The 13,969-nt window shown below is 61.6% G+C and carries 9 protein-coding genes; 3 read left to right on the forward strand and 6 right to left on the reverse strand.

The features are described 5' to 3' along the window. Positions 1-37: 37 nt before the first annotated feature. The 4 genes from JFU37_RS22045 to JFU37_RS22060 are packed head-to-tail and all read right to left on the reverse strand — an operon-like array spanning position 38 to position 8,911. Positions 38-1,585, reverse strand: a complete 1,548-nt coding sequence (locus JFU37_RS22045; protein WP_201118739.1) for an efflux transporter outer membrane subunit — start codon at positions 1,583-1,585, stop codon at positions 38-40. Next, a complete protein-coding gene (locus tag JFU37_RS22050) occupies positions 1,586-4,705 on the reverse strand; it encodes an efflux RND transporter permease subunit (RefSeq protein ID WP_201118741.1) in 3,120 nt (1,039 codons plus the stop codon). After that, positions 4,702-7,776: an efflux RND transporter permease subunit gene (locus tag JFU37_RS22055; RefSeq protein WP_201118744.1), complete on the reverse strand. Its 3,075-nt coding sequence runs from the start codon at positions 7,774-7,776 to the stop codon at positions 4,702-4,704. Before JFU37_RS22055 ends, JFU37_RS22050 begins: the two co-directional genes overlap by 4 nt. 13 nt (positions 7,777-7,789) lie before the next feature. Then, positions 7,790-8,911 (reverse strand): efflux RND transporter periplasmic adaptor subunit, encoded by a 1,122-nt coding sequence (locus JFU37_RS22060; RefSeq protein WP_201118747.1) that lies wholly within the window; start codon positions 8,909-8,911, stop codon positions 7,790-7,792. Positions 8,912-9,106: 195 nt separating this feature from the next. Between JFU37_RS22060 and JFU37_RS22065 the strand changes: the two genes are divergently transcribed. Next, entirely contained in the window at positions 9,107-9,712 is a 606-nt protein-coding gene (locus tag JFU37_RS22065; RefSeq protein ID WP_201118749.1) for a TetR/AcrR family transcriptional regulator, read from the forward strand. Between the two features lie 113 nt (positions 9,713-9,825). Here the strand turns inward: JFU37_RS22065 and JFU37_RS22070 are convergent, their stop codons facing one another. Both JFU37_RS22070 and JFU37_RS22075 read right to left on the reverse strand, forming a co-directional pair. After that, a complete protein-coding gene (locus JFU37_RS22070) occupies positions 9,826-10,284 on the reverse strand; it encodes an REP-associated tyrosine transposase (RefSeq protein ID WP_201118751.1) in 459 nt (152 codons plus the stop codon). Between the two features lie 199 nt (positions 10,285-10,483). Continuing rightward, complete coding sequence (locus tag JFU37_RS22075) at positions 10,484-10,924, reverse strand: GlcG/HbpS family heme-binding protein (RefSeq protein ID WP_201118753.1); 441 nt, start codon at positions 10,922-10,924, stop codon at positions 10,484-10,486. A 266-nt stretch (positions 10,925-11,190) separates the two neighbouring features. Between JFU37_RS22075 and gcl the strand changes: the two genes are divergently transcribed. Both gcl and hyi read left to right on the forward strand, forming a co-directional pair. Beyond that, positions 11,191-12,966: a glyoxylate carboligase gene (gene gcl, locus JFU37_RS22080; RefSeq protein ID WP_201118755.1), complete on the forward strand. Its 1,776-nt coding sequence runs from the start codon at positions 11,191-11,193 to the stop codon at positions 12,964-12,966. 143 nt (positions 12,967-13,109) lie between these two features. Beyond that, a complete protein-coding gene (gene hyi, locus JFU37_RS22085; protein ID WP_201118757.1) occupies positions 13,110-13,892 on the forward strand; it encodes a hydroxypyruvate isomerase in 783 nt (260 codons plus the stop codon). Positions 13,893-13,969 lie beyond the last annotated feature (77 nt).

The raw sequence follows: 13,969 nt of genomic DNA on the forward strand, positions 1-13,969 counted from the left end.
GCTTCCCTACACAAACAAAGTGCGCGAAGCATAGCGCTCACGGCGTTTGCCAGCCACCGCCCAGGCTCTGAATCAACGCAACGCTGCCCTGGCTGAGTAACCCTTGGGTATCGCGCAGGCTCTGCTCGGCTTGCAGCAACACCAATTGCTGGGTCAGCACCGCTTGCTGGCTGACCGTGCCGGCGCGTTTTTGCGCCTCCTGGCTGCCGAACAATTGCTGATTGCGCTGATAAATTTGCCCGAACGCCTCGGCCTGTCGTTGCAGATGATTGATCGCCGACAGGTTGTCCTCGACGTTCTGCAACGCCCCGAGCACGGTGCCTCGGTAATTGGCGACATCCTGATCGTAGCTGGCCCGGGCTTGTTGCACCGCTGCTTCCCGGGCACCGCCGTCGAAAAGGGTTTCAGCCAGGGCGGGGCCGAGGGTCCAGATACGGTTGGGCACCGAGAACAGGCCACCGAGGGCGGTGCCGCGAAAGCCGACCTCGGCGGTCAGGTCGAGTGTCGGAAAAAACGCGGCCTCCGCCACGCCGATTCGGGCATTCGCCGCCGCAGCGGCACGTTCGGCGGCCACCACGTCGGGCCGGCGTTGCAGCAGCGTCGACGGCAGCGTCAGCGGTGGCTTGGGCAGGACGAAGGTGTATGCGCTCTTGGACGGCAAATTGAAATCCGCTGGCGCTACGCCCACCAACACCGCCAACGCATGTTCGAACTGCTCCCGTGAACGCTGGGCGGTCTGCAACGCGGCGACCACCGTGGTCAGTTGATCCTGGGCCACCAGCAACTGATCATTGGATGCGGTGCCCTGAACGAAATCGACCTGGATCATGTCCAGCAACTGTTGGTTGATCCGCTGCTGTTGCTCCAGCAATCCGATGTCCATATCCAATTGCCGCAACCCCAGATAATTGCTCGCCACACTGGCGCTGATCGACAACCGCACCCCCGCCAGCAGCGCATCGGAGCCCTCGGCCAAAGCCTTGCTGGACTCAATGCTACGGCGCACGGCGCCCCACAGGTCCGGCTCCCAACTGGCACTCAACGTCGCGCTGACGGTTTGCTGGACGCCCCCGGAATTACTGCCGGACACGGTGCTGGAATTGCTGACATTCCCCCCGCCGACGACGCCACGCGTCCCCGCCAGCCCGACGCCCACCGTCGGCCACAACCCGGCACGGCTCGACGCCACTTGGGCCTGGGCCAGGCGATACGCCGCCTCGGCCGCGATGATCGACTGATTAGCCTTGGCCGAACGATTCACCAGGTCATTGAGCATCGGGTCGTGATAATCCAGCCACCATTGACTGTCCAACGCCCCTTGCGGATTGGCCACGGCGCGCTGCCACTGGATGCCTTCCTTGAACGACATCGGCAACTCGATGGCCGGTTTTTGATAGTCCGGCCCGACCATGCAGCCGCTCAACACCACCGCCAGGATGAACACCACTAGCCCCTGTGGGAGCGGGCTTGCTCGCGAAGGCGGCTTAGCATTCAACATAGAGTTCGACTGACCTGACGCTTTCGCGAGCAAGCCCGCTCCCACAGGGATTTCGGCAGCTGTTACATGGGGGGCGTGATGCTTCATCTATTTCTCCTTGCCGTGCAGGCGTTGAGACGCCCGGTCGAGCCAGAGGTAGATCACGGGGGTGGTGTACAGCGTCAGTAATTGGCTGAACACCAGCCCGCCAATGATCGAAATACCCAGCGGCCGGCGCAGCTCCGAGCCATAACCGCTGCCGAGCACCAGCGGCAATGCGCCGAGAATCGCCGCCAGCGTCGTCATCATGATCGGCCGGAAGCGGATCAGGCAGGCACGACGAATCGCCTCCTTGGCGCCGAGGCCTTGCTGTGTGCGCTCGGTGATGGCGAAGTCGATCATCATGATCGCGTTTTTCTTGACGATGCCAATCAGCAGAATCACCCCGACCAGCGCGATGATCGACAGCTCGGTGCCGGTCAGCAGCAACGCGATCAGCGCGCCGACACCGGCCGAGGGCAAGGTCGACAGGATCGTCAGCGGATGCACCAGATTCTCATAGAGAATCCCCAGCACCAGATACACCGACAGCAGCGCCGCGACGATCAGCAACGGTTCGCTGGCCACCGACGACTGAAACACCTGGGCCGTGCCCGCGAACTGGCCGACCACACTGGCGGGCATGCGCAACTGGGCCACGGCGCTGTCCACCAGCGCCGTGGCCTGGCCAATGGCGACGCCGGGGGCAAGGTTGAAGGAGGCGGTCACCGCCGGAAAAGTGCCCTGGTGACTGATGGAGATCGCCGTGCGGTCCACCGAATAATCGGCAATCGCCGACAACGGCAGCAGTTGCGGGTTGGCGCTGGCGCTCAGGTCCGGCGCGACATTGCTGCCCCTGGTCGCGGCAACGGTGCCCACCGGCACATAGATCGAACCGAGGGTGCTCGGGTCGGTCCAGTAGGGCGGCGCGACTTCCATCACCACGTGGTACTGGTTGGCAGCGCGGTAAATGGTCGACACCTGGCGCTGGCCGAAGGCGTCGTAGAGGGTCTGGTCGATCGCCGAAATACTCACCCCGAGTCGCGCCGCCGCATCGCGATTGATCTTCACGTTGGCCAGCAGGCTGTTGTCCTGCTGATCGGTGTTGATGTCGGCCAGTTGCGGCAAGGCATGCAGCACCGCGACGACTTTCGGGACCCATTCATCGAGCGTGCTCTGGTCGTCGGCGGTCAGGGTGTATTGGTACTGCGCACCGCTCTGGCGACCGCCGACGGTGATGTCCTGGGCCGACTGCAAATACAAGCGGGTGCCCGGTATGTCGCCCAGGGTGTGGCGGATCTGGGCGATGACCTGATCGGCGCTGTCGCTGCGCTGGTTCAGCGGCTTGAGGTTGATGAATAGCTGCGCACTGTTGATCGCCCCGCCGCCTCCCCCTCCGCCACCGACAAAACCGCCCACGGTCAGCACATTCGGGTTAAGCATGACCTTGCGATTGATCTCGCTGAATTGCCGCTGCATCGCCGCATAGGAAATGCTCTGCGGCGCCACGATGCTGCCCGACAGCCGCCCGGTGTCTTCCTGCGGAAAGAACCCCTTGGGCACCAGCACATACAGCACCACCGCGAGGACAATCACCAGCACCGTGATCAGGCCCATCAGGATCGAATGCTCGATGACCCAGCCCAGGGTCCGATCATAGAAGCGGTGAAACCGCGAATCCGGATGATCGCTGTTCCCGGTTGCCGCCCCCTCGCTGCGTAACAGCACGCTGGCCAGCATCGGCGTGACTGTCAGGGAAATCAGCATCGAAATGACGATGGCCACCGACAATGAAATAGAAAACTCGCGGAACAGCCGCCCGACAATCCCGCCCATCAACAGCAACGGAATGAACACCGCCACCAGCGAGACGCTGATGGTCAGCACCGTGAACCCGACTTCCTGCGCCCCGGCCAATGCCGCTTGCAGACGGGTTTCACCGTTTTCCAGGTGGCGCATGATGTTTTCTACGACCACGATGGCGTCGTCCACCACGAACCCGGTGGAAATGGTCAATGCCATCAGCGACAGGTTGTTCAGGCTGTAGCCCAAAAAATACATCGCACCGAACGTGCCGAGCAGTGACAGCGGCACCGCGATTGCCGGTACCAGCGTGCTGCGCCAGTCGCGGAAGAACCCAAAGGTCACCAGCGTCACCAGCAGAATCGAGGCGATCAGCGACAACTCGACGTCGCGCAGCGAGGCGCGGATGGTCGTGGTGCGGTCCATCAGCAGGTTCAGCTTGATGTTGGCCGGAATCGAACTCTGCAGAAACGGCAGCGCCGCTTTCACCGCGTCCACAGCTTCGATGACGTTGGCCCCCGGCTGCTTGAACACCACCAGCAGCACCGCCGGTTTGCCGTTGGACAGGCCAAAATTGCGCAGGTCTTCGACGTCTTCGCGCACATAACCGAGGTCGGCGATGTGCACCACGTCGCCGTTACTTTGCTTGACCACCAGTGGCTCGTAGTCTTGCATCTGGTAGAGCATGTCGTTGGCGGCGATGCCATGGGTCTGGGCGCCGATCGCCACCGAGCCTTTGGGCGAGTTGGCGTTGGACGCCGAAATCACTGCCCGCACCTGCTCCAGGCTGACGCCGTAATGGTTGAGCCGATCCGGGTTGAGTTCGATGCGCACCGCCGGCAAGGCGCCACCGCCGACCGTAACATCACCCACGCCGGTGGTCTGCAACAGCTTCTGCTCCAGCAGGGTCGAGGCGACGTCGTACATTTGCCCGGGCGTGGCGTTGTCGGAGGTCAGGCTGATGATCAGGATCGGCGAGTCGGCCGGGTTGACCTTGCGGTAGGTCGGGTTGCCGGACAGGTCACTCGGCAGGTTGGTGCGCGCCGCGTTGATCGCGGCCTGCACGTCCCGGGCGGCACCATCAATGTTACGGTTCAAGTCAAATTGCAGGGTGATTCGGGTCGAGCCCAACGTGCTCGCCGAGGTCATCTGGGTGACCCCGGCGATCTGCCCGAACTGCCGCTCCAGCGGCGTCGCTACGGAGGTCGCCACGGTGTTCGGATCGGCACCGGGCAAAGAGGCGCGCACGCTGATGGTCGGGAAATCCACTTCCGGCAACGGCGCCACCGGCAGCAGGGTAAACGCCAGCACGCCGAACAACGCCAGGCCTGCCGCCAACAAGGTGGTGGCGATCGGGCGCTGGATGAACGGCGCGCTGAGGTTCATTGCCGTAGCTCTGGATCAGCAGAACGTCGACCACTGAAGCGCCGTTCCAGCGAATGCATGGCGAGGAAGATCACCGGCGTCGAGAACAGCGTCAGCAACTGGCTCAACAACAGACCGCCGATGATGGCGATGCCCAGCGGATGGCGCAGCTCGGACCCGATCCCGGTGCCCAGCGCCAGCGGCACCGCACCAAACAACGAAGCCATGCTGGTCATCAAAATCGGCCGAAAACGCAACTCGGCGGCCTGCCTAATCGCAGCGATCGCGTCGAGGCCGCCCTTGCGTTCCAGCTCCAGGGCGAAGTCGACCATCATGATGCCGTTCTTCATGACGATGCCGATCAACAACACGATGCCGATCAGCCCGATGATGTCGAACTGTGTCCCGGTGATCAGCAACGCCAGCAAGGCGCCGAGGGCCGCCGACAACAGCGTCGACAGGATGGTCACCGGGTGCACGAAACTCTCGTAAAGAATCCCCAGCATCAGGTACACCACGACAATCGCCGCCAGCACCAGAAACACCTGATTCGACAACGACGCCTCAAAGGTCGCCGCCGCGCCTTCCAGAGACGCCTGCACGGTCAGAGGCAAAGTCAACTGCGTTTCGATGGCCTTGAGGCGGTTGACGGCGGCGCCGAGGGTCTGGCCTGGCGCAAGGTTGAACGAGACATCGGCGTAAGGAAACTGCCCGAGGCGATTGAGGGTGATCGGCGTGCGCACCACGTGCAGGGTGGCCATGCTCGACAGCGGCGCCACCCCGCCGCCGGGGATGTCCACATAGAGCCCGGTCAACAGGTCGGACAGGTTGTGCGGCGGATGATCGGTGGCCATGACCACGTGATACTGGTTGAGCTGGGTGTAAATGGTCGACACCTGGCGCTGACCGAAGGCGTCGTACAGCACATCGTCGATGGCCTGGGGCGTGATGCCCAGGCGTGAGGCCGTGGCGCGGTCGAAGGTCAGCTGGATCTGATTGCCGAACTGCAGCGCCTGGCTCTGCACGTCAGTGAACATCGGGTCTTTCTTGATCGCCTCCAGCAGTTTGCCGGCCCACAGCTCCAGCACGTCGGGGTCGGTGGCCTGCAAGCCGACGCGGTAACGGGTGGTCGACACGGTGGCGTCGAGGGTCAGGTCTTGCACCGCGTGCAGATACAGGCGAATCCCCGAATCATCGGCGTTGGCATCCGCCAGTCGACGGATCACCGCCGCGCTGCTGTCGCGCTCGCCTCGGGGCTTGAGGTTGATCAACAGGTTGCCTTGGTTGATCGTCGGATTGGTCTGGTCGATGCCAACGAAGGACGACAGGCTGGCCACTGCCGGATCGTGCAGGATGCGGTCCGCCAGCCGGTGTTGCTCGACCTGCATCTGCTGGAAGGAAATGGTCGGCGCGGCCTGGGAAATCCCCTGGATCAGCCCCGTGTCCTGTTCGGGAAAAAAGCCCTTGGGCATGATCACAATGACCATCAGCGTCAACAGCGCGGTGCACACCACCGAGATCAGCGTCAGGGTCCGGTGCACCAGCACCCAGTCCAGCCCGCGCACGTAATAGGCGTTGATCCGGTCGAAGAAATCGACCCGGCGCCCGCCTTCTTTCGCCTTGAGCATCCGCGAACACATCATGGGCGTCAGGGTCAGGGAGATCAGGGTGGAAATCACAATGGTCACCGCCACAGTCATGGCGAATTCACGGAACAAGCGGCCCACCACATCCCCCATGAACAGCAGCGGAATCATCACCGCGATCAGTGCGATGGACAGCGAAATAATGGTGAAACCGATCTGTTCCGAGCCCTTGAGTGCAGCGTCCAGCGGCGAGTCGCCAGCCTCTATATAGCGCGTGATGTTCTCGATCATGACGATGGCGTCATCGACCACAAAGCCGATGGCGATGGTCAGCGCCATCAGCGTCAGGTTGTTCAGGGAAAACCCCAGGGCATACGCCACGGCCAGGGTGCCGATCAGGGTCAGCGGTACGGTCACCGCCGGAATCAGCGTGGCCGCGACGTTACGCAGGAAGATGAAAATCACGATCACCACCAGCAGCACGGCCACCGCCAGTTCGTATTGCACATCGGTGACCGAGGCGCGGATGGTCTGGGTGCGGTCGGTGAGTACCGCGACCTTGAGCGTGCCCGGCAGGCTGGCGCGCAGTTTTGGCAGCAGTTGCTGCACCCGATCGACCACATCAATGACGTTGGCGCCGGGCTGACGCTGGATGTTCAGCACAATCGACGGCGTACGGTCGGTCCACGCGGCCTGACGCGGGTTTTCCGGGCCCTGAATCGAACTGGCGATCTGCGCCAGCCGGATCGGCGCACCGTTTTTGTAGGCGATCACCAGGTCGCGGTATTCCTCGGCCGATTGCAGTTGATCGTTGCCGCCAATCGAATACGCCTGGAACTTGCCGTCGATGTTGCCCTTGGCCTGGTTGACGTTGGCATTGCTCAGCGCCGTGCGCAAATCCTCCATCGACAGCCCGAGGTTATTCAGCGCCGAGGTATTGGCCTGGACCCGCACCGCCGGGCGCTGACCGCCACTGATGGTCACCAGCCCAACGCCGCTGATCTGGGAGATTTTCTGCGCCAGTCGGGTGTCGGCCAGGTCTTCGATTTTGGTCAGCGGCAGCACATCGGAAGTCAGCGACAGGGTCAGCACCGGGGCGTCCGCCGGGTTGACTTTGCTGTACACCGGCGGGTACGGCAGGTTGGTCGGCAGGAAGGTGCCGGCGGCATTGATCGCGGCCTGCACTTCCTGCTCGGCGACGTCGAGGGACAGCGCCAGGTCGAATTGCAGGGTGATCACCGAAGCCCCGTCGGAACTGGTGGAACTCATCGACTTGAGCCCGGGCATTTCCCCCAATTGCCGTTCCAGCGGCGCGGTGATCGAAGAGCTGACCACTTGCGGGCTGGCGCCGGTGTATTGGGTAAACACCTGAATGGTCGGGTAATCGACTTCCGGCAGGGCCGAGACCGAGAGCAAGTGGTAACCCAGCATCCCCACCAACAGCACCGCGATCATCAACAAGGTGGTGGCAACCGGCCGTTCGATAAAAGGACGCGAGACATTCATGGCGAGCGACTCCTCACTGGCCGACGACTTTCACCGTCGAGCCATCGTCGAGTTTGTCCCCGCCCTCGGTGATCACCTGCTCACCGTTCTTGACGCCGTTGTCGAGAATTGCCGTGACATCGCCCATCGCCGGGCCGGCCTTGATGTTACGCAGGCTGGCCTTGTCGCCGTTGACCACGAACAGGAAGTCGCCCTGGCTGCCGTGCTGGATCGCGGTGGTCGGCACCACCGGTGCCTGGCTCAGGGTGTCGGCCTTGAGCCGGGCATTGACGAACTGGTTGGGAAACAGCGCATTGCCTGAGTCATCGAACTGCGCCTTGACCTTGATTGTGCCGGTGCTGATGTCCACTTGGTTGTCCAGGGCCAGCAGGCTGCCGGTGGCGAGCAGATTGTGCTTGTTGCGGTCGTAGGCCAGCACCGTTACCGGGCCACGGGCCAACGCCTGATTGATCGAGCCCAGGTCATCCTCGGGCACGGCGAAGACCACGGTGGCAGGGTTCATCTGAGTAATCACCGCGATCCCGGTGACGCTGCCGTTGGTCACGTAATTGCCCGGATCCACCAGTCGCAGGCCGACCACACCGTCGATGGGCGAGGTGATGGTGCAATAACTCAATTGCACCTCGAGGTCTTGCACGTTGCCCTGATCGGCCGCGACCGTACCCTGCTGTTGCTGGACGAGGGAGGCCTGGGTATCGAGGGTTTGCTGGCTGGTGGAGCCGATTTTGATCAGTTCACGAAACCGCGCCAGATCGCGCTGGTTGTTGCTCAGCACCGCCTGATCATGGGCCAGGGTGCCTTTGGCCACGGCCAGCTGAGCCTTGAGTGCGCGGTCGTCAATCCGGGCGATGACCTGGCCCTTGCTGACGCTCTGGCCCTCCTTGAATTCCACGGCACTGAGAATGCCGTCCACCTGGCTCACCACCGTGACGCTGCGGGTCGGCGTCACGGTGCCGAGGGCGTCGATGTAAACCGGTACGTCCTGCAATTTCACCGCCACCGCCGCCACGGGTTCGGCCGGTGGCGGCGGTTTGGCTTTGTGCTGACCGCCGATCAGGTAGAACCACAGGGCACACACCAGCAACAGCACCACGCCGAAGATCAGAACGAACTTGCCTTGCCTGTGTTTCTCCACGGCCGCCCGCCCCTCACACCTGATTGCTGCCTAAACTCTAGCAGCGCCCCTGTTCCCAGTCTGAAGGATGGCCAGTTTGTTCAGGCAGGCGACAGCCTGACGCGACGAGCACCTGACCCTGCGCATTCTTGAGCGCCGCGCGAGGCCGGTGCTAACATGCGCAACCGCCAGAACAGGCAAGGAACCACCTGGTTTATGAGCACTATCCGCGAGCGCAACAAACAATTGATCCTGCGTGCCGCCAGTGAAGAATTTGCCGACAAGGGCTTCGCTGCGACCAAAACCAGTGACATCGCAGCCAAAGCGGGATTGCCCAAACCCAACGTCTACTACTACTTCAAATCCAAGGAAAACCTCTACCGCGAGGTGCTGGAAAGCATCATCGAGCCGATCCTGCAGGCCTCGACACCGTTCAACGCCGACGGCGTGCCCAGCGAAGTGCTCAGCGGCTACATCCGCTCGAAAATCCGCATCTCCCGCGACCTGCCCTTCGCCTCCAAGGTGTTCGCCAGCGAAATCATGCACGGCGCCCCGCACCTGAGCCCCGACCTGGTCGAGCAGCTCAACGGCCAGGCCAAGCACAACATCGACTGCATCCAGACCTGGATCAACCGCGGCCAGATCGCCCCCATCGACCCAAATCACCTGATGTTCAGCATCTGGGCCGCGACCCAGACCTACGCCGACTTTGACTGGCAGATCACCGCCATTACCGGCAAGGCCAAGCTCGATGAAGAAGATTATGAAGCGGCGGCGCAGACGATCATCCGATTGGTGCTCAAGGGGTGTGAGCCGGACTGATAGACCGCGGTGTCTCGTTCGCGAGCAAGCCCGCTCCCACACTCGATCTCCATAACACCGAAAATCCAATGTGGGAGCGGGCTTGCTCGCGAAGGCGGCAACTCGGTCCCCAATCAAACCCAGATCGCATCCCACAACGGGTAGTCGCCAAGCTTCCCGACCAGCCCCGCCCGCAATGGATTGGCCACAACATACCGGGCAACCCTCACCAAACTCTCCTCCCGCCGCAACGCCCGATCATGAAAACTCTGCTGCCAAAGACTGCCCGTCCTGCCAGTGGCGGCATTGATTGTTCGGGTACTCAACGATTTTGTCTGGCACATCAATTGGCCCAGTGAGCCTTTTTGCAACCGGATCAGCCAGTGAAAATGATCGGGCATGACGACAAAGGCCAAGGAGTCGGCAAAACCCTGCGCCTGAGCTTGCTTGAATTGATGCACGACCATCCTGCCCAAACTGTAATCCCTAAAAACAGGCTCGCGCTGGAGAGTATTGGCAGTCAGTAGATAGATTCGGTTCTGTTCGGCATAGCGGCCGATACGAAGGCGATGTGAAGCTGACAACTTTGGCATTCCTTTGCCTCTCTCATGGATGGATTCATGAGAAGGCTAGATCAGCGAACCGGAGACTGAGGGGCAGACTATTAGCAGGATGTGTCTGGCGGATCGCCTTCGCGAGCAAGCCCGCTCCCACACTCGATCTCCGTAACACCGAAGATCCAATGTGGGAGCGAGCTTGCTCGCGATGGCGGCAGATCAATCAACAAAAATATTAGGCAGTCACCCCAGCATCCGCCCGCAACCCCAACGCCTCGATCGCATTGATCGCGCATTGCTCATCCACATCAGAAAGATCACCACTGATCCCCACCGCCCCCAACACCTTTCCTTCCTGATCCCGAATCAACACACCGCCCGGTGCCGGCACCACACTGCCCTGCCCCAGACTGTTCAACGCAGCGATGAACGCCGGGCGTTGTTGTGCGTCCAGCGCCAGCAGGCGTGAGCCTTTACCCAGGGCGATGGCGCCCCAGGCTTTGCCGATGGCGATCTGTGGGCGTAGCAGGCTGGCGCCGTCTTCGCGCTGCAGGGACACCAGGTGTCCACCGGCATCCAGCACGGCAATGGTTAACGGAGCCGCCGAGATTGCACGCCCCGCGGAGATGGCCTGACTGGTCAGGTTGACTGCAACGTTCAAGGTTAAAGCGCTCATGGTGCCGTCCTCATTTTGTTATACGGAAAGCGGTAGGCCTTCATTCTGTTCAGAAGTCCAATGCGACAAATAGAACACAATGACTTATTTTTTTGTATACAATAATTTTCGAAAAGCGCCACATGCGACGAAAAGCCACAGCAGAACAGGCTTCCGACGAATGAAACAACCGCTTGAGAAAATGGATTGACCTGCGCCGTCCGCCGTGAATAAACTCTGCGCAAAGCCACTTGTATACAATTACAAAACGTAAGAGGCACAAAACCATGAGCAAAATGAGAGCAATCGAAGCCGCCGTTCTGGTGATGCGCCGTGAAGGGGTTGATACCGCTTTTGGCATCCCGGGCGCCGCGATCAACCCGCTGTACTCCGCCTTGCAAAAGGTCGGTGGCATCGATCACGTCCTCGCGCGCCACGTTGAAGGCGCCTCGCACATGGCCGAGGGCTACACCCGCACCAAGGCCGGCAACATCGGCGTGTGCATCGGCACTTCCGGCCCTGCCGGTACTGACATGGTCACCGGGCTCTACAGCGCCTCGGCCGACTCGATCCCGATCCTTTGCATCACCGGGCAAGCACCCCGCGCCCGTATGCATAAGGAAGACTTCCAGGCTGTCGACATCACCACCATCGTCAAGCCAGTGACCAAGTGGGCAACCACCGTCATGGAGCCGGGCCAGGTGCCTTATGCGTTCCAGAAAGCTTTCTACGAAATGCGCTCCGGCCGTCCAGGCCCAGTGCTGATCGACTTGCCGTTCGACGTGCAGATGGCTGAAATCGAATTTGACATCGACGCCTACGAACCCCTGCCGCTGGCCAAGCCATCCGCTAACCGCGTGCAAATCGAGAAGGCCCTGGCCATGCTCGATCAGGCCGAGCGCCCACTGCTGGTTGCCGGTGGTGGCATCATCAATGCCGATGCCAGCGAGTTGCTGGTGGAGTTCGCCGAGCTGACCGGTATTCCAGTGATCCCGACCCTGATGGGCTGGGGCACGATCCCGGACGATCACCCATTGATGGTCGGCATGGTCGGTTTGCAGACGTCGCACCGCTACGGCAACGCCACGCTGCTGAAGTCCGACGTGGTGCTGGGTGTCGGTAACCGCTGGGCCAACCGTCACACCGGTTCGATCGACGTGTACACCGCAGGCCGCAAGTTCATTCACGTCGACATCGAGCCGACGCAAATCGGCCGCGTGTTCAACCCGGACCTGGGCATCGTGTCCGACGCCGCTGCCGCGCTGACCGTGTTCATCGAAGTGGCTCGCGAATGGCAAGCCGCCGGCAAGCTGAAAAACCGCAGCGCCTGGCTGCAAGACTGCCAGCAGCGCAAGGCCAGCCTGCAGCGCAAGACTCACTTCGACAACGTGCCGGTCAAGCCGCAGCGCGTTTACGAAGAAATGAACCAGGTGTTCGGCAAAGACACGTGCTACGTCAGCACCATCGGTCTGTCGCAGATTGCCGGCGCGCAGTTCCTGCACGTCTACAAACCGCGTCACTGGATCAACTGCGGTCAGGCCGGTCCGTTGGGCTGGACCATTCCGGCGGCGCTGGGCGTGGTCAAGGCGGATCCGACCCGCAAGGTCGTGGCACTGTCGGGCGACTACGACTTCCAGTTCATGATCGAAGAATTGGCGGTGGGCGCGCAGTTCAAGCTGCCGTACATCCACGTGGTGGTCAACAACTCGTACCTGGGGCTGATTCGTCAGTCTCAGCGCGGTTTCGACATGGACTACTGCGTGCAGCTGTCCTTCGATAACCTGAACGCTCCGGAACTCAACGGTTACGGTGTCGACCACGTCGCGGTCGCCGAAGGCCTCGGCTGCAAGGCCCTGCGTGTGTTCGAACCGGATCAGATCCAGCCCGCCCTGCGCAAGGCTCAGGAACTGATCGAAGAGTTCAAGGTGCCGGTGATCGTCGAGATTATTCTGGAGCGTGTGACCAACATTTCCATGGGTACCGAAATCAACGCCATCAACGAATTCGAAGACCTGGCGCTGGTCGGCAACGACGCACCGACTGCGATTTCGCTGCTCGATTAAGTTGACCTGATACCTGTAGCAGCTGCCGAGGTACGAGGCTGCGTTGCGTGTCCGCAGGACCGCCGCCGAGGGCCGCTTCGCAGCCCAACGCAGCCTCGTTCCTCGGCAGCTGCTACAGGCACCTATTTTTACGGGAGACTACCATGCCGCGTTTCGCAGCCAACCTGTCCATGCTGTTCACTGAGCAGGATTTTCTTGCCCGTTTTGAAGCGGCCGCCAAGGCCGGCTTCAGTGGTGTCGAATACCTGTTCCCTTACGACTTCAGTTCCGCCGAGATCAAGGCCAAACTCGATGCCAACGGCCTGACCCAAGTGCTGTTCAACCTGCCGGCCGGTGACTGGGCCAAGGGCGAACGCGGTATCGCGTGCCTGCCGGACCGGGTCGAGGAGTTCCGCGCCGGGGTCAAACTGGCCATTGCTTACGCCAACGTGCTGGGCAACACCCAGGTCAACTGCCTGGCCGGCATCCGCCCACAAGGCGTCGACGATGCCACCGTGGAAAAGACCTTTGTCGCCAACCTCAAGTACGCCGCCGACAAGCTGCAAGCGGCGGGCATCAAACTGGTGATGGAGGCGATCAACACCCGTGACATCCCGGGTTTCTACCTGAACAACACGGCGCAAGCCCTGTCGATTCGCGAACAGGTCGGCAGCGCCAACCTGTTCCTGCAATACGACATCTATCACATGCAAATCATGGAGGGCGACCTGGCCCGCACCATGGCCACGCACTTGGGCGAGATCAACCACATCCAGTTGGCCGACAACCCGGGGCGTAACGAACCGGGCACGGGTGAAATCAACTACCGCTTCCTGTTCGAACACCTGGACCGCATCGGTTATCAGGGGTGGATCGGCTGTGAGTACAAACCGCTGACCACCACGGAAGCGGGTTTGGGCTGGCTCAAAACCCATAACGCAATCTGACGCAAAACTGTAGGAGCGAGCTTGCTCGCGAAGGACGCCAACGATAACGCGTTCCGCCTGGATGGACCCGGGCGCCA

Source organism: Pseudomonas sp. TH41 (genome assembly GCF_016650695.1).
Taxonomy (GTDB): domain Bacteria; phylum Pseudomonadota; class Gammaproteobacteria; order Pseudomonadales; family Pseudomonadaceae; genus Aquipseudomonas.

Bases quoted from the DNA above. Each gene is read 5' to 3' on its own strand.
- JFU37_RS22045 (WP_201118739.1), bottom strand. From the start codon at position 1,585: ATGAAGCATCACGCCCCCCATGTAACAGCTGCCGAAATCCCTGTGGGA.
- JFU37_RS22050 (WP_201118741.1), bottom strand. From the start codon at position 4,705: ATGAACCTCAGCGCGCCGTTCATCCAGCGCCCGATCGCCACCACCTTG.
- JFU37_RS22055 (WP_201118744.1), bottom strand. From the start codon at position 7,776: ATGAATGTCTCGCGTCCTTTTATCGAACGGCCGGTTGCCACCACCTTG.
- JFU37_RS22065 (WP_201118749.1), top strand. From the start codon at position 9,107: ATGAGCACTATCCGCGAGCGCAACAAACAATTGATCCTGCGTGCCGCC.
- JFU37_RS22070 (WP_201118751.1), bottom strand. From the start codon at position 10,284: ATGCCAAAGTTGTCAGCTTCACATCGCCTTCGTATCGGCCGCTATGCC.
- JFU37_RS22075 (WP_201118753.1), bottom strand. From the start codon at position 10,924: ATGAGCGCTTTAACCTTGAACGTTGCAGTCAACCTGACCAGTCAGGCC.
- gcl (WP_201118755.1), top strand. From the start codon at position 11,191: ATGAGCAAAATGAGAGCAATCGAAGCCGCCGTTCTGGTGATGCGCCGT.
- hyi (WP_201118757.1), top strand. From the start codon at position 13,110: ATGCCGCGTTTCGCAGCCAACCTGTCCATGCTGTTCACTGAGCAGGAT.